General features: G+C 69.6%; 14 protein-coding genes. 12 read left to right on the top strand and 2 right to left on the bottom strand.

Annotated features, from left to right (window positions below; translation table 11 throughout):
• Positions 1–9 precede the first annotated feature (9 nt).
• Positions 10–1,665: an acyl-CoA synthetase gene (locus Tfont_RS01020; RefSeq protein ID WP_143968117.1), complete on the bottom strand. Its 1,656-nt coding sequence runs from the start codon at positions 1,663–1,665 to the stop codon at positions 10–12.
• 23 nt (positions 1,666–1,688) lie between these two features.
• Complete coding sequence (locus tag Tfont_RS01015) at positions 1,689–3,269, bottom strand: NAD(P)H-hydrate dehydratase (RefSeq protein WP_143968116.1); 1,581 nt, start codon at positions 3,267–3,269, stop codon at positions 1,689–1,691.
• Positions 3,270–3,486: 217 nt separating this feature from the next.
• On the opposite strand from Tfont_RS01015, the gene rpsB reads away from it, so the two are divergent.
• From rpsB to fabZ, 12 genes are all read left to right on the top strand, one after another.
• Positions 3,487–4,230 carry a 30S ribosomal protein S2 gene (rpsB, locus tag Tfont_RS01010; protein ID WP_143968115.1) on the top strand — a complete coding sequence of 248 codons (744 nt, stop codon included), beginning with the start codon at positions 3,487–3,489 and terminating at the stop codon, positions 4,228–4,230.
• A gap of 110 nt (positions 4,231–4,340) precedes the next feature.
• Positions 4,341–5,237, top strand: a complete 897-nt coding sequence (gene tsf, locus Tfont_RS01005) for a translation elongation factor Ts (protein WP_143968114.1) — start codon at positions 4,341–4,343, stop codon at positions 5,235–5,237.
• Positions 5,238–5,351: 114 nt separating this feature from the next.
• Positions 5,352–6,062 carry a UMP kinase gene (gene pyrH / locus Tfont_RS01000; protein WP_143968113.1) on the top strand — a complete coding sequence of 237 codons (711 nt, stop codon included), beginning with the start codon at positions 5,352–5,354 and terminating at the stop codon, positions 6,060–6,062.
• Positions 6,063–6,081: 19 nt separating this feature from the next.
• Entirely contained in the window at positions 6,082–6,645 is a 564-nt protein-coding gene (gene frr / locus Tfont_RS00995; protein WP_143968112.1) for a ribosome recycling factor, read from the top strand.
• A gap of 10 nt (positions 6,646–6,655) precedes the next feature.
• Positions 6,656–7,411 (top strand): polyprenyl diphosphate synthase, encoded by a 756-nt coding sequence (gene uppS, locus Tfont_RS00990; RefSeq protein ID WP_068606349.1) that lies wholly within the window; start codon positions 6,656–6,658, stop codon positions 7,409–7,411.
• A 29-nt stretch (positions 7,412–7,440) separates the two neighbouring features.
• Entirely contained in the window at positions 7,441–8,280 is an 840-nt protein-coding gene (locus Tfont_RS00985; RefSeq protein ID WP_143968111.1) for a phosphatidate cytidylyltransferase, read from the top strand.
• A 67-nt stretch (positions 8,281–8,347) separates the two neighbouring features.
• The gene (locus Tfont_RS00980) at positions 8,348–9,559 is read left to right on the top strand and encodes a 1-deoxy-D-xylulose-5-phosphate reductoisomerase (protein ID WP_143968110.1); all 1,212 of its coding nucleotides are present in this window, start codon (positions 8,348–8,350) and stop codon (positions 9,557–9,559) included.
• Between the two features lie 38 nt (positions 9,560–9,597).
• Positions 9,598–10,959: an RIP metalloprotease RseP gene (rseP, locus tag Tfont_RS00975; RefSeq protein ID WP_143968109.1), complete on the top strand. Its 1,362-nt coding sequence runs from the start codon at positions 9,598–9,600 to the stop codon at positions 10,957–10,959.
• A gap of 21 nt (positions 10,960–10,980) precedes the next feature.
• Positions 10,981–13,293, top strand: coding sequence for an outer membrane protein assembly factor BamA (gene bamA / locus Tfont_RS00970; protein ID WP_143968108.1), 2,313 nt, complete (start codon positions 10,981–10,983; stop codon positions 13,291–13,293).
• Positions 13,293–13,811: an OmpH family outer membrane protein gene (locus Tfont_RS00965; protein ID WP_143968107.1), complete on the top strand. Its 519-nt coding sequence runs from the start codon at positions 13,293–13,295 to the stop codon at positions 13,809–13,811. The genes bamA and Tfont_RS00965 overlap by 1 nt, the downstream gene beginning before the upstream one ends.
• Complete coding sequence (gene lpxD / locus Tfont_RS00960) at positions 13,808–14,878, top strand: UDP-3-O-(3-hydroxymyristoyl)glucosamine N-acyltransferase (RefSeq protein WP_143968106.1); 1,071 nt, start codon at positions 13,808–13,810, stop codon at positions 14,876–14,878. The genes Tfont_RS00965 and lpxD overlap by 4 nt, the downstream gene beginning before the upstream one ends.
• On the top strand, positions 14,875–15,318 hold the full coding sequence (gene fabZ, locus Tfont_RS00955) for a 3-hydroxyacyl-ACP dehydratase FabZ (RefSeq protein ID WP_143968105.1): 444 nt from the start codon (positions 14,875–14,877) through the stop codon (positions 15,316–15,318). The genes lpxD and fabZ overlap by 4 nt, the downstream gene beginning before the upstream one ends.
• Positions 15,319–15,326 lie beyond the last annotated feature (8 nt).

Genomic DNA, 15,326 nt, shown 5'->3' with positions numbered 1-15,326 from the left:
GGGCCGGGTTCAGACGTCGATCGCCTGTACCGACCCGGCGCGCTTGCGCAGCTCGAACTTCTGGATCTTGCCGGTGCTGGTCTTGGGCAGTTCGCCAAACACCACTGCCCGCGGGACCTTGAAGCCGGCCAGATGCGCCCGGCAGTGCGCGATGATGGCCTCGGCCGTGACCTCGGCGCCGTCCTTGAGCTCGACGAAAGCGCAGGGCGTCTCGCCCCAGCGGGGATCGGGCTTGGCCACGACGGCCGCCGCCTGCACCGCGGGGTGGCGGTAGAGCACGTCCTCCACCTCGATGGAGGAGATGTTCTCGCCGCCCGAGATGATGATGTCCTTGCTGCGGTCCTTGATCTTGATGTAGCCGTCCGGGTACTGCACCGCCAGATCGCCCGTGTGGAACCAGCCGCCCGCGAAGGCTTGTGCCGTCGCCTGCGGGTTCTTGAGATAGCCCTTCATGACGATGTTGCCGCGGAACATGATTTCGCCCATGGTTTCACCGTCCCAGGGCACGGGCTGCAGGGTGTCCGGATCGAGCACGCGCGCCTCGTGCTGCAGGTGGTAGCGCACGCCTTGGCGCGCGTTCAGGCGGGCCCGCTCCTCGACGGGCAGCTCGGCCCAGCCCGCCTGCGGTGCGCAGACGGTGGCGGGGCCATACACCTCGGTCAGGCCGTACACGTGGGTCAGCTCGATGCCCATGCGCTCCATCGCTTCCAGCAAGGCCGCCGGGGGCGCCGATGCGGCGACCATGCCCCGGATGCCGCGCTGCAGCCCGGCTTTGAGCGCCTCGGGGGCGTTGGCCAGCATGGCGTGCACGATCGGTGCGCCGCAGTAATGGGTCACGCCGTGCGCCCGCATCAGGTCGAATACCGTCGCCGCCTCCACGCGGCGCAGGCAGACGTTGACGCCTGCGCGCGCCGCCAGCGTCCAGGGGAAGCACCAGCCATTGCAGTGAAACAGCGGCAGCGTCCACAAATAGACGGGGTGCTTGGGCATGTCCCACTCCAGGATGTTGGACAGCGCATTGAGCGCCGCCCCCCGGTGGTGGTAGAGCACGCCCTTGGGGTTGCCCGTGGTGCCGCTGGTGTAGTTGAGGGCGATCGCATCCCACTCGTCGAGCGGCATCACCCCCGCAAAGTCCGGGTCGCCCCCGGCCAGGAAGGCCTCGTAGTCCACGGCCTCCAGTACAGCCGTCGGCGCGCCAAACCCCGCGTCCTGCGTCTGGATCACCAACAGCGGATCGCTCCGTTGGCGCAAGGGCAGGGCGCGCGCCAGCAGCGCGGCAAACTCCGGGTCGACCAGCACCGCGCGCGCCTCGCCGTGGTCGAGCATGAAGGCGATGGCTTCCGGGTCCAGGCGGGTGTTGAGGGTGTTGAGCACCGCGCCCGCCATCGGTACGCCAAAGTGGGCTTCCACCATGGGTGGCGTGTTGGGCAGCAGGGCCGCCACCGTGTCCTGGCGGTCGATGCCGGCTTGGCGCAGGGCGCTGGCCAGCCGGCGGCAGCGGATGCGCGTCTCGCTCCAGGTTTGGCGCAGCGCCGTCTCGCCCAGCCCGTGCACGATGGCCAGCCGATCGGGATACAGCTCCGCCGTGCGATCCAGGAATGACAGCGGCGTCAGCGGCACATGGTTGGCCTCGCAGCGGGGCAGGTTACGGTCGTCGATGGGCATGGTGTGGCGTCTCCGGGTGTCGTTCAGTCGAGCAGATCGGTGGCGGTTGGGGGCCATGCGCCCGTCCAGCGCTGGGTCAGCCGGCCGTGGGCGGCCACCGCCTCGGCGATGGCGGCGGGCAGGTCGTCCGCGTCACCGTGAGCCAGCCGGGCCCCGATCAGGCCCGCCAGCACATCCCCGGTGCCCGCGCTGGCCAGCAGGCCGTCGCCACTGGCATTGACGATGGGGGCCCCGTCCGGCGCGGCGATGACCGTCCCGCTGCCCTTGAGCACGATCGTGGCGCCGAGCTGGTGCGCCAGTGCCCGGGCCGCGCCCAATCGGTCGGCCTGCACGCCTGCCACATCGGTGCCGAGCAGACGGGCGGCCTCCAGCGGGTGGGGGGTCAGGACGGTGCGCCAGCCCGCGGCACGCCGAAGCGCCCAGGGGTCGCCGGGTGCCGCCGGGCTGCGGGCGCCCTCGCGTGCCGCGGGGCCAAGGGCGTTGAGCGCGTCGGCGTCGAGCACCAGACGCGGCGCGCGGGCCAGCAGCGCGGGCAGCACCTCGGCCATCGATGCGCCGCCGCCGCAGCCGGCCACCACCACCGCCTGCTCCGGCAGCGCGGATGCCAGCACGGCCTGGGCGGTGCGCAGCATCAGCGCGGGTTGACCGCCATCCCACGGCGGCAGGGTGGCTTCGCCATTCAGCAGCCCCACGTACACCCGTCCAGCACCCGCGCGCAAGGCGGCGCGCGCCGCCAGCACTGCGGCACCGGCCATGCCGACGCCGTCGCTGGCGCTCGGCAACTGGCCGCCCACCACGACGACATCCCCCCGGCTGCCTTTGTGGCTGGCGTGCGCCCGGCGCAATGCCGGCACATCGGGCCAGCGGGAGGGCGTCGCCAGCCAGGCATCGGGGGCGTGCTGCGGGGCCGGGGCCACGCCCAGGTCGTCAAACCAGATCGCCTCGCCCGCACAAGCGCGGCCCAGCCCCGTGAACAACCCGGATTTGAGCGTCAGCAGCGACAGGGTGATGCGGGGCCCGCCGGGCTGCGGCGGCGCATCGATCCACCAGTGCCCGGTGTCCGCATCCAGCCCGCTGGGCAGGTCCACACACAGGGTGGGCACTGGGCAGCCGTGCAACCAGCGCAGGGCATCCCGCGCCGGGCCGTCCACGGGGCGCGACAGCCCCAGGCCAAAGACCGCGTCGATGATCAAATCGGCCGGCGTGGCCGGCGGGGTGGGGGCTTCGATCACGTCGACCCCGGCGGCGCGGGCCTCGGCCCACGCCCAGCGGGCATCGTCCGGCATTCGGGCGGTGGGGCCCAGCGGCCAGACCTGCACGCTGGCGCCTGGGATGCCGCGCAGATGGCGCTGCAGCAGGGCGGCGGCCAGCCACCCGTCCCCGCCGTTGTTCCCGCGCCCCGTGACCACCAGCACGCGCCGTGCGTGGGGGCGCCAGGCGCGCGCCAGCCGCGCCACCGCCTGGCCGGCACGTTGCATCAGCGCGTGCGGGGGCAGCCCTTCGGCGGCCTGCCGCTCGATCGCCCGCGACGCGGCGCTGCCGTACAGCGGCCAGCGGCGGGCCGCGCCCTCGGTGCCGTTGCCGATCGGTACGATGCGCTCCATGCGTCCGCAGTATAGGGGGAGGCGGGTCTGGAGAGAGCAACCGGGCGGCGGACCCGGCGTCGGGCTATAATCTTCAGGTTTTGCAAATCGCGCCTCTCGCCGGGGACGTGTGCAAAACCAATCGCGAGACGGTCCTTCCAGGTGTCGGTCGTGGCGGGGTATCCCGCCAGCCGATCCGGGCCGGCTTTAGACCCAACCTCAGGAACGAAAGACGATCATGTCCATTTCCATGCGCGAAATGCTGGAAGCCGGTGTCCACTTCGGGCACCAGACGCGCTTCTGGAACCCCAAGATGGCCCCTTTCATTTTCGGCCATCGCAACAAGATTCACATCATCAACCTCGAAAAGACGGTTCCGCTGTTCGAGGAAGCCCGCAAGTTCGTGCGTCAGCTCACCGCCAACGGTGGCACGGTGCTGATGGTGGGCACCAAGCGCCAGTCGCGTGACATCGTGGCGGCCGAGGCGCGCCGCGCCGGCATGCCCTACGTCGAGCAGCGCTGGCTGGGCGGCATGCTGACCAACTTCAAGACGGTCAAGGCCTCCATCAAGCGCCTGAAGGACATGCAGGCCCAAAAAGAAGCCGGTCTGGACAGCATGTCCAAGAAAGAGCAACTGCTGTTCAACCGCGAGATCGAAAAGCTCGAGAAGGACATCGGCGGCATCCAGGACATGGCGGCGCTGCCGGATGCGATCTTCGTGATCGACGTCGGCTACCACAAGATCGCCGTGGCCGAAGCCAAGAAGCTGGGCATCCCCGTGATTGGCGTGGTGGACACCAACCACTCGCCGGAGGGCATCGATTACGTGATCCCGGGCAACGACGACTCCGCCAAGGCGGTCGCCATCTATGCCCGCGGCATCGCCGATGCCGTGCTGGAGGGCCGCAACGCCGCCGTGAACAACGTCGTACAGGCCGCGCGCGCCGGTGACGACGAGTTCGTCGAGGTCAAGGAAGCCTGAGCCGCAGCCGCGCGGTGAACGAAGGGGCTGCGTGCCCCTTTTTTGTCACCGTGCGGACACATCCCCGGGATTACATTCGGGCGGCGCGCGCCGCCCACAGGAGCAATACGATGGCAGCTATCACCGCTAGCATGGTCGCGGAACTCCGCGCCAAGACCGACGCCCCCATGATGGAGTGCAAGAAGGCCCTGACCGAGGCCGACGGCAACATGGAGAAGGCCGAGGAAATCCTGCGCGTCAAGCTGGGCAACAAGGCCGGCAAGGCCGCTAGCCGGGTCACCGCCGAAGGCATGGTCGCCTCGCACATCGCCGGCAACACCGGCGCGCTGATCGAGGTCAACTGCGAGACGGACTTCGTTTCCAAGAACGAGCTGTTCGCGGGCTTTTGCGCCGCGCTGGCCAAGCTGGTGGCCGAGAACGATCCGGCCGACGTGGCGGCGCTGTCCGCCCTGCCGCTGTCGATGGAAGGATTCGGTCCGACCGTCGAGGACGTGCGCAAGGGTCTGATCGGCAAGATCGGCGAGAACATGACGATCCGCCGCTTCAAGCGCTACTCGGGCGGTGGCCAACTGGCCACCTACCTGCACGGCGTGCGCATTGGCGTGATGGTCGAGTTCGACGGCGATGCCGTGGCGGCCAAGGACGTGGCCATGCACATCGCCGCGATGAAGCCGGTGGCGACCTCGTCGGCCGACGTGCCGGCCGAGCTGGTGGCCAAGGAGCGCTCGATCGCCGAGCAAAAGGCCGCCGAGTCGGGCAAGCCTGCCGACATCATCGCCAAGATGGTGGAGGGCGCCGTCCAGAAGTACCTCAAGGAGGTCTCGCTGCTGGATCAGGTGTTCGTCAAGGCCGCCGACGGTAAGCAGACCGTGGCCCAGTACCTGAAGGGCGCCAACACCACCGTCAAGGGCTTTACGCTCTACGTGGTGGGCGAGGGCATCGAGAAGAAGCAGGACGACTTCGCGGCCGAAGTGGCGGCCCAGGTCGCCGCGGCGCAAAAGGCCTGACCGACGTTCCCCCCTTCCGGACGGCCGGCCCCTGCCCAGGGGTCGGCCGTTTTTGCAGCCCGCCTCGTCGCAACCCGTCCCCCGTACAATTCTTAAAAGGTAGCGAGACCCGCCATGCCCGCTTTGCAGCGCATCCTCCTCAAGCTCTCCGGTGAAGCCCTGATGGGCGACGAGGCCTTCGGCATCCACCGCGGCACGATCGAGCGCATCGTGGCCGAGGTCACCGAGGTCAGCCGCCTGGGCGTGCAGGTGGCCATCGTGATCGGCGGTGGCAACCTGTTCCGCGGCGTGGCCGGCGGGGCGGTGGGCATGGATCGCGCCACGGCCGATTACATGGGCATGCTGGCCACGGTCATGAATGCGCTGGCCATTGGCGACGCGCTGGAGCGCAGCGGCACCAAGGCTCGCGTCATGTCGGCCATCGCGATCGACCAGGTGGTCGAGCCCTATGTGCGCCCCAAGGCGCTGCAGTATCTGGAAGAGGGCAAGGTGGTGGTCTTCGCCGCCGGCACCGGCAACCCCTTCTTCACCACCGACACCGCCGCGGCCCTGCGCGGCGCCGAAATCGGCGCCGAGATCGTGCTCAAGGCCACCAAGGTGGACGGTGTCTACACCGCCGACCCCAAAAAAGACCCGAACGCCACCCGCTACCAGCGCATCAGCTTCGACGAAGCCATGGTGCGCCAACTGCAGGTGATGGACGCGACGGCCTTTGCGCTGTGCCGCGACCAGAACCTGCCGGTGCGCGTGTTCTCGATCTTCAAGCCCGGCGCGCTCAAGCGCGTGGTGCAGGGCGAGGACGAGGGCACGCTGGTGCACGTCTGAGACAACGAGAGGCCATTCGATGAGCAGCATCCCCGACATCAAAAAAACCGCCGAGCAAAAGATGCAGCAGTCGCTGGAGGCGCTGCGCAGCAGCCTGGCCAAGGTGCGCACCGGCCGCGCCAACCCGGCGCTGCTGGACACCGTGCAGGTCGAGTACTACGGCAGCATGCTGCCGATCAGCCAGGTGGCCAACCTGTCGCTGCTCGATGCGCGCACGATCGGCGTGGCGCCGTGGGAAAAAGGCATGGGCGCCAAGATCGAAAAGGCGATCCGCGAGTCCGACCTGGGGCTCAACCCCGCCTCGCACGGCGACCTGATCCGCGTGCCGATCCCGCCGATGACCGAGGAGCGCCGCCGCGAGCTGACCAAGGTCGTCAAGGCCGAGGGCGAGCACGCCAAGGTGGCGATCCGCAACCTGCGCCGCGACGCCAACGAGCACGTCAAGCGCCTGGTCAAGGACAAGCTCGTCTCCGAGGACGACGAGCGCCGCGCGCAGGACGACATCCAGAAGCTGACCGACCGCATGATCGCCGAGGTCGACAAGATGGTGGCGGCCAAGGAAGCCGACATCATGGCCATCTGAGGCGGGCTGCATGTCCGTCACCCCCGCCGCGGCCCCCGGCGCCGCCCCCGACGTCGCGGGCCGGGTGCCGCACCACGTGGCCATCGTCATGGACGGCAATGGCCGCTGGGCGCGCCAGCGGCTGCTGCCCCGCGTGGCCGGACACCGCGCGGGCATGGAGACGCTGCGCCGCGTCATCGGCTGGAGCGTGCAGCGCGGTGTCCGGGTGCTGACGGTGTTCGCGTTCTCTTCGGAAAACTGGAACCGTCCCCAGGACGAGGTCGGCGCGATCCTGCGCCTGATGGTCCAGGCCCTGATGGATGAGGTCCCCCGGCTGGACGAAGCCGGGGTGCGGCTGCATGTGCCCGGCTCGCGCGAAGGGCTGCCCTCCGCGTTGGTGGACGGCATCGCCGAGGCCGAGCGCCGCACCGCCGGCAACGATCGGCTGATGCTCAACGTGTGCTTCAACTACGGCGGGCGGTGGGACATCGTGCAGGCCGCGCAGGCGCTGGCAGCGCGCGGCGAGCCGATCACGGAATCCTCCCTGTCGGCAACCCTGGCCTTGGCCCATGTGCCGGATCCGGATCTGGTGATCCGCACGGGGGGAGAGCAGCGCATCAGCAATTTTTTGCTCTGGCAGATCGCCTATAGCGAGTTGTTTTTTACCGACCGCCTCTGGCCCGCCTTTGACGAGGCGGAGTACGACCGTGCCTTGGCGGCGTATGCGCAGCGCCAGCGGCGCTTTGGGCGCACGCCCGAACAGGTGCAGGCCTCGCGGGTGGCCTGAGGTCTGGCCACCCGCACGACAGGACGCCCATGTTGCTGCAACGCGTGATCACGGCGGTGGCGCTGCTGCTGGTGCTGTTGCCCGCCATGGTGTACGCCGGGCCGCTGCCGTTTGCGGCCGTCACCGGCGTGTTGATGGGGGCGGCCGGTTGGGAGTGGTCCCGGCTGAACGGCTGTGGCCCCAAGGGGGCCCTGGTCAGCGGTTTGGGGCTGATGGGCGTGCTCGGGCTGGCATGGGGGGCGTGGGGCGATGCGCCCTGGCCGGCGATGGTCTGGTGGGGCATCACCGCGCTGTGGGCCGCCGTGCTGGTGCTGGCGCTGCGGCAAGGGGTGGAGGCCTGGGGGCGGTGGCCCGTTGTGCTGCGGCTGCCCTTTGGCTGGTTGGCACTGGCGGGCGCGTGGTGGGCGCTCGTCAACCTGCACGCCCGCGGCCTGGGTGTGCTGCTGAGTGCGCTGCTGCTGGTGTGGGTGGCGGACATCGCGGCCTACTTTGGCGGCAAGGCGTTTGGCCGGCGCAAGCTCGCGCCGCGCATCAGCCCGGGCAAGAGCTGGGAAGGGGTCGTCAGCGGAACGCTGGCCGTCCTGGTGCTGGCCTTCGCTTGGACGGCGGTCGCCGCCATCTGGGTGCCGGCGACACAGGCGCTGTACCCCATCCTGGTTGCGCGCGGGTGGGTGGTGGCGATTCCGGCGCTGTTGCTGTTGACGGCCGCCAGCGTCGCCGGGGATTTGTTCGAATCGCTCGTCAAGCGCAGCGCCGGGGTCAAGGATTCCAGCGCGCTGCTGCCCGGCCATGGGGGGGTGCTCGATCGCGTCGATGCGCTGCTGCCGGTGCTGCCGGCCGTGATGGCGCTGCTGGCGGACGCGGCATGACCCGACCCTGTTTCGACCCCAATCCGCCCCCAACGTCCTTCGTGCCCTGCCCTTTCGATCGTTCCGCATGACCCCCGTCACCCCCACCGAGGCCTCGTCCCCCCGCCAGCGCATCGCGGTGCTCGGCGCGACGGGCTCGATCGGCACCAACACGCTCGACGTGGTGGCCCGCCACCCGGATCGCTTCGAGGTCGTGGCCCTGAGCGCCGAGCGGCAGGTCGAAGCGCTGCTGGCGCTGTGCGAACGCTTCCGGCCTCGCTGGGCGGTGATTGGCGCGGCGCGGCTCGACGAGCTGGCGGCCGGCCTGCGCCAGCGCGGCTTGCCCACACAGGCGCTGGGCGGGCCCGCCGGGCTGACCGAGATGGCCGCGCACCCCGAGGTGGATACTGTCATGGCGGCCATCGTCGGAGCGGCGGGGCTTGCCCCCTGTCTGGCGGCGGCCCATGCGGGCAAGCGCCTGCTGCTGGCCAACAAAGAGGCGCTGGTCGTCGGCGGCGAGGTGTTTCTGGCTGCCGTGCGCGCCGGCGGGGCACGGCTGCTGCCCATCGACAGCGAGCATTCGGCCATCTTCCAAGCCCTGCCCGAGGATCCCGAAACCTGGACCGAGCGGGTCGAGAAAATCGTGCTGACGGCCTCGGGCGGGCCGTTTCGGCAGCGCGATCCCGCGACGCTGGCCACCGTCACGCCGCAGGAGGCCTGCGCCCACCCCAACTGGGTCATGGGCCGCAAGATCTCGGTCGATTCGGCGACGATGATGAACAAGGCGTTGGAAGTCATCGAGGCGCGCTACCTGTTTGGCTTTGCGCCGGAGCAGATCGACGTGGTGATCCATCCGCAGAGCGTGGTGCACTCGATGGTTCAGTATCGGGACCGCTCCGTCGTGGCGCAACTGGGGACGCCGGACATGCGCGTGCCGATCGCCTACGGGCTGAGCTGGCCGGAGCGCATCGCCTCGGGGGCCGAGCCGCTCGATTTCGCGACCCTGGGGGCGTTGACGTTCGAGCCGCCCGACCCGCGGCGCTTTCCCGGCCTGTTCCTGGCCTGGGAGGCGCTGCGCGCCCCAGTCGGCACGACCGCCGTGCTCAATGCGGCCAACGAGGTGGCGGTCGATGCCTTTCTGTCCGGGCGGCTGCGCTTCGACCACATCCACGCGGTCAACCGCGGAACGCTGGAGGCCTTCGTGCCCTCCAAGCCGGGGTCGCTGGACGACCTGCTGGCCATCGACCGCGAGGCGCGGGCGCGGGCCGGCGAGCGCGTTCGGGGGCTGGCGCGGGGCTGAGCGCCTGGCCGTCCGCGCGACCCCATGGAAGGCACCCGATGATCACCGTTCTGTCGTTTCTGGTCGCGATCGCCGTCCTGATCGCCGTTCACGAGTGGGGGCACTACCGCATGGCGGTGGCCTGCGGGGTGCCGGTGCTGCGGTTTTCGATCGGCTTGGGCCGTCCGCTGTTGACGTGGCGCAACCGCCGGGGTACCGAGTTCGTCGTGGCGGCCCTGCCGCTGGGCGGCTATGTGCGTATGCTCGACGAGCGGGAAGCACCGGTGGCGGCCGAGCAGCGGCACCTGGCCTTCAACGCGCAGCCCCTGCGCCGCCGGGCGGCCATCGTGGCCGCGGGGCCGGCGGCCAATCTGCTGTTGGCGGTCGCGCTCTATGCCTTCGTGGCGTGGTGGGGGGTGCCGCAGGCGCAGCCCGTGCTCGCCAGCCCGACCGCGGCTTCGCTGGCCGAGCGGGCCGGCATCCGCGGCGGGGAATGGGTGAGCGCTGCCGCCACGGGCGACCAGGCCCCGCAGGCGGTGCGGTCCTTCGACGAATTGCGCTGGCGGCTGACGCAGGCGGCGTTGGAGGGGCTGGATCTGCGGCTGTGGCTCGGCGACGGACCGCAGTCCCCGGGGCGGGAGGTCACGCTGCCACTGTCCACGCTGGAGGTCCGCGATGTCGACGCCCGCCTGTTCGAGCGCATCGGCATCGTGGCCCCGTGGTCGGCACCGCAACTCGGTGAGGTGACGCCCGATGGCGCGGCCGCCGCGGCGGGCCTGCGCCCGGGTGACCGCGTGCTGGCGGTCGATGGTGAGGCCATGGTCGATGCCCAGCAACTGCGCGCGCGCATCCGCACCGCCGTGGACGAGCGCGGCCAAGCACGGCCCCAGCGCTGGCGCATCGAGCGGGACGGGGCGGTACAGGAGGTGGTGGTCACGCCGCGTCCGCAGCAGCAGGGCGATGCCTGGGTCGGCCGGGTGGGTGCCATGGTCGGCGCGGCCCCTGCGATGACGGTGGTCGAGCACGGCGTGATCGACGCCCTGGGCGAGGGGCTGCGCCGCACCTGGGACGTGTCCATCCTGTCGTTGCAGATGCTGGGCAAGATGCTGATCGGCGAGGCCTCGCTGCGCAACCTGAGCGGCCCCCTGACGATTGCCGACTACGCCGGGCAGTCCGCCAGCCTGGGCTGGATCCCGTTTCTGACGTTTTTGGCCTTGGTGAGCGTCAGCCTGGGCGTGCTCAACCTGCTGCCGCTGCCCGTCCTGGATGGGGGGCACCTGATGTATTATCTTTGGGAGGCGGTGGCCGGCCGGCCGCTGTCCGAGGTGTGGATGGACCGGCTGCAGCGAGGGGGCGTGGCCCTGCTCGTCGCCCTGATGTCGCTGGCCATCTTCAACGATCTTGCCCGATTGCTCGGCTGACCCCGGGCAGACCCGCACCGCATGAAACCATCTCACGAGCGCTCCTGGCGCGTGCGCGCCGGCGTCCTGCTGGCGACGCTGGCCACCGCCCTGCCGGCCTGGGCCGTCAATCCCTTTACCGTCCGTGACATCCGCGTCGAAGGCCTGCAGCGGGTCGAGCCCGGCACGGTGTTCGCGTCGCTGCCGTTCCGCGTGGGCGACACCTATTCGGACGAGCAGGGCGCCGCGGCGATCCGCGCGCTGTTCGGTTTGGGGCTGTTTTCGGATGTGCGCCTGCAGGTGGATGGCGACGTGCTGGTCGTCATCGTCGAGGAGCGCCCGACGGTGGCCGACGTCAGCTTCTCCGGGGTCAAGGAGTTCGACAACGAGGTGCTGCGCAAGGCGCTGCGCGACATCGGGCTGACGGAGGGGCGGCCGTTCGACCGGGCGCTCGCCGACCGCGCGGAGCAGGAGCTCAAGCGCCAGTACCTCAACCGCAGCATGTACGCGGTGCAGGTCACCACCACCGTCACGCCGATCGAGCGCAACCGCGTCAACCTCAACTTCAACGTCGTCGAGGGCGACGTCACCAAGATCCGCGAGATCCGCATCGTCGGCGCGCAGGCCTTCCCGGAAAAGACGCTGCTGGATCTGTTCGACCTGGACACCGGCGGGTGGCTGAGCTGGTACACCAAGAGCGACCGCTACTCGCGCGCCAAGCTCAACGCCGATCTGGAGTCGCTGCGGTCGTACTACCTGACGCGCGGCTACCTGGAATTCAACATCGATTCCACCCAGGTGGCGCTGTCGCCGGACAAGTCCACGCTGACGCTGACCATCAACATCACCGAAGGCCAGCGCTATGCCGTGTCCGCCGTGCGGCTGGAGGGGGACTACCTGGGCAAGGAGGCCGAGTTCCAGTCGCTCATCCGCATTCAGCCCGGGCAGGCCTACAACGCCGAGCAGGTGGCCGAGACCGTCAAGGCCTTCACCGACTACTATGGGGCGTTCGGCTATGCGTTCGCGCGCGTGGAGGCCGTGCCCGAGATCGACCGCGAGCGCAACCGCGTCGCCGTCGTGCTGCGCGGCCAGCCGTCGCGGCGCGCGTATGTGCGCCGCATCCAGATCGAAGGCAACAACCGCACCCGCGACGAAGTCATCCGGCGCGAGTTCCGTCAGCTCGAATCGGCCTGGTACGACAGCGACAAGATTCGCCTGTCGCGCGACCGGGTGGACCGCCTGGGCTTTTTCACCGAGGTGCGCATCGACACCCAAGAGGTGCCGGGCGCGCCGGATCAGGTGGACCTCGTCATGACCGTGGTCGAAAAGCCGACCGGCAACCTGACCGTGGGTGCTGGCTACTCGCAGGCCGAAAAGCTCTCGCTGCTGGCCGGCATCCAGCAGGAAAACGTCTTTGGCACGGGCAACTACCTCGGGCTCAACGTCAACACCAGCAAGTTCAACCGGCAGTTCGTGCTCAGCACGACCAACCCGTACTTCACCGAGGACGGCATCTCGCGCACGCTGGACGTGTACTACCGCACGACCCGTCCGTTCGACGCTCAAGAGGGTGACTACCGCCTGGTGACGCCGGGGGCGAGCATCCGCTTCGGCGTGCCGTTCACCGAGACCGACACGGTCTTCTTCGGCATCGGCATCGAGAAGACGAAGATCGAGCCGGGCGACCGCATGCCGGTGGCGTACAACGATTTCATCCGCGACTTCGGCGATTCGCCGACGTCGGTGCCGCTGACGATCGGCTGGGCGCGCGACGAACGCGACAGTGCGCTCGTGCCCACGCAGGGCACTCTCAAGCGCGTCAACGGCGAATTGGGCATTGCCGGCGACACCCGCTACGTCAAAGCCAGCGCTCAATATCAGCAGTACATCCCGCTGAACCGCAAGTTCACCCTGGCCTTCAATGCAGAAGCCGGCTGGGCCAAGGGCTTGAGCGGCAAGCCCGTTCCGCTGTTCAAGTACTTCTACGGCGGCGGTCTGGGGTCGGTGCGCGGCTTCGAGCAGGGCACGCTGGGCCTGCAGAGCGCGCTGACCAACAGCACCGACAAGGCCTATCTGGGCGGCAACAAGATGGTGCTGCTCAATACCGAGCTGATCATGCCCTTCCCCGGCGCGGGCAACGACCGCACCTTGCGCATGTTCGGCTTTTTCGACGTCGGCAACATCTATGCGCCGGATCAGAAGTTCTCGCTGTCCGATCTGCGCGCCTCCGCCGGCATCGGCGTGAGCTGGATCTCGCCGGTCGGACCGCTTAGAATCGCGTTCGCCAAGCCGCTGCGCAAGCAGACCGGCGACAAGACGCAAACCGTCCAATTCTCGATCGGTACCGCTTTCTGATGAAACACATGACCCGGACCTGGGGCGCCCGCTGGGTGCTGGCGGCGGCCTTTGCCGCTGCCTCCACCGTGGCGCTGGCCCAGGATCTCAAGATCGGCTTCGTGAGCACCGAACGCATCCTGCGCGACTCCAACGCGGCCAAGGCCGCCCAGACCCGCCTGGAGCAGGAGTTCTCGCGCCGGGAGCGCGAGATCGACGCCCTGGGCAACCAATTGCGCCAAGCGACCGAAAAACTCGAAAAAGACGCGCCGACGTTGTCCGAGTCCCAGCGCGCGACGCGCCAGCGCCAGCTCGCCGAGCTGGACCGCGACTTTCAACGCCGCCGGCGCGAGTTCCAGGAGGATCTCGCCCAGCGCCGCAACGAAGAGCTGCAACAGGTCATCGAGCGCGCCAACCGCGTCATCAAGCAGATCGCCGAGGCCGAAAAGTACGACCTGATTCTGCAGGAAGCGGTCTATATCGCTCCGCGCCACGACATCACCGACAAGGTGATTTCGGGGCTGAACAACGCCAAGTGAGCGCTCGCCTGTCCGACCTGCACGCCGCCCTGGGCGGCGTTTTGCATGGCACGGGCGATCGGGTCGTGGTGCGCATCGCGCCGCTGGCCGAGGCCGGGGCGGACGCGGTGGCGTTCGTCGCCCATCCGCGTTACCGTGCTGCGCTGGCCGGTTCCCGGGCCGGGGTGGTGATTGCGCCGCCCGATCTGGTGGCCGATGTGCTGGCCCGTTCCGAACCGCCCGCGGGCGGCTGGGCGTGCTGGGAGAGCCCGGACCCCTATGGGACGTTCGCCCGGTTGACCCAATGGTGGCGCCAGCATGTGCAGCCGCGCCCGGCGCCTGTCGGGGTGCATCCTACCGCCTGGGTGGCACCGGGCGCGCGCGTGCACCCGACGGCGCGGCTCGGGCCGTTTGCGGTGGTGGAGGACGGCGCGGTGGTGGAGGAGGGCGCGGAGCTCGGCGCGCACGCGGTGGTGCAGGCGCGCGCCTGCGTCGGCGCCGGCACGCGGCTCGGGGCCCACGTCGTGCTCGGCTACGACTGCCGCATCGGCGCGCGGGGCCTGGTGCACGGCGGCACCGTGATCGGCGCCGACGGCTTTGGCTTCGCGCCGGTGCCGCTGCCCGGCGGTGAGGGCAAACGCTGGGAGAAGATCGAGCAGCTCGGCGCCGTGCGCATCGGCGACGACGTGGAGATCGGCGCCAACTGCTGCATCGACCGCGGCGCGCTCGGCGACACGGTGCTCGAAGACGGCGTCAAGCTCGACAACCTGATCCAGATCGGCCACAACGTGCACGTCGGGCGCCACACCGCGATGGCCGGCTGCGTCGGCATCGCCGGCTCGGCGCGCATCGGGGCGTTCTGCACGCTGGGCGGCGGGGCCATCGTGCTCGGCCACCTGGAACTCGCCGACCACGTGCACATCTCGGCCGCGTCGGTGGTGATGCGCTCGATCCTTCAGCCGGGGCAGTACAGCGGCATCTTTCCGATCGACGACAATCGCGCCTGGGAGAAGAACGCCGCGACGCTGCGCCAGCTGCATGCGCTGCGCGAGCGCCTCAAGGCCCTGGAACGACGCACGACCCCATGATGGACATCCACCAGATCCTCAAGCAACTGCCGCACCGCTACCCGATCCTGCTGGTGGACCGGGTGCTGGAGCTGCACAAGGGCGCCTCGATCCGGGCGCTGAAGAACGTGACGATCAACGAGCCTGTGTTCACCGGGCACTTTCCGCACAGGCCGGTGTTCCCGGGCGTGCTGATGCTGGAGGCGCTGGCGCAGACGGCGGCGCTGCTGGCGTTTGCCACGCTGGAGGTGACGCCGGACGACCAGACGGTGTACTACTTCGCCGGCATCGACGGCGCGCGCTTCAAGCGCCCGGTGGAGCCGGGTGACCAGCTCGTGATGGACGTGACGCTGGAGCGCATGAAGGCCGGCATCTTCAAGTTCAAGGGCGTGGCGCGCGTCGGCGACGAGGTGGCCTGCGAGGCCGAGCTGATGTGCACGATGCGCCGCATCGCCGGCTGAAGTCGACC

This window comes from Tepidimonas fonticaldi, from assembly GCF_007556755.1.
In the GTDB taxonomy this organism is placed as follows: Bacteria; Pseudomonadota; Gammaproteobacteria; order Burkholderiales; family Burkholderiaceae_C; genus Tepidimonas; species Tepidimonas fonticaldi.
Note: the sequence above shows the minus strand (reverse complement) of the source record. Positions and strands in the feature narration are given on the sequence as shown.

What these genes read in the sequence shown, in the direction of transcription:
- Tfont_RS01020 (WP_143968117.1), bottom strand. Translation starts at nt 1,665, where the DNA reads ATGCCCATCGACGACCGTAACCTGCCCCGCTGCGAGGCCAACCATGTG.
- Tfont_RS01015 (WP_143968116.1), bottom strand. Translation starts at nt 3,269, where the DNA reads ATGGAGCGCATCGTACCGATCGGCAACGGCACCGAGGGCGCGGCCCGC.
- rpsB (WP_143968115.1), top strand. Translation starts at nt 3,487, where the DNA reads ATGTCCATTTCCATGCGCGAAATGCTGGAAGCCGGTGTCCACTTCGGG.
- tsf (WP_143968114.1), top strand. Translation starts at nt 4,341, where the DNA reads ATGGCAGCTATCACCGCTAGCATGGTCGCGGAACTCCGCGCCAAGACC.
- pyrH (WP_143968113.1), top strand. Translation starts at nt 5,352, where the DNA reads ATGCCCGCTTTGCAGCGCATCCTCCTCAAGCTCTCCGGTGAAGCCCTG.
- frr (WP_143968112.1), top strand. Translation starts at nt 6,082, where the DNA reads ATGAGCAGCATCCCCGACATCAAAAAAACCGCCGAGCAAAAGATGCAG.
- uppS (WP_068606349.1), top strand. Translation starts at nt 6,656, where the DNA reads ATGTCCGTCACCCCCGCCGCGGCCCCCGGCGCCGCCCCCGACGTCGCG.
- Tfont_RS00985 (WP_143968111.1), top strand. Translation starts at nt 7,441, where the DNA reads ATGTTGCTGCAACGCGTGATCACGGCGGTGGCGCTGCTGCTGGTGCTG.
- Tfont_RS00980 (WP_143968110.1), top strand. Translation starts at nt 8,348, where the DNA reads ATGACCCCCGTCACCCCCACCGAGGCCTCGTCCCCCCGCCAGCGCATC.
- rseP (WP_143968109.1), top strand. Translation starts at nt 9,598, where the DNA reads ATGATCACCGTTCTGTCGTTTCTGGTCGCGATCGCCGTCCTGATCGCC.
- bamA (WP_143968108.1), top strand. Translation starts at nt 10,981, where the DNA reads ATGAAACCATCTCACGAGCGCTCCTGGCGCGTGCGCGCCGGCGTCCTG.
- Tfont_RS00965 (WP_143968107.1), top strand. Translation starts at nt 13,293, where the DNA reads ATGAAACACATGACCCGGACCTGGGGCGCCCGCTGGGTGCTGGCGGCG.
- fabZ (WP_143968105.1), top strand. Translation starts at nt 14,875, where the DNA reads ATGATGGACATCCACCAGATCCTCAAGCAACTGCCGCACCGCTACCCG.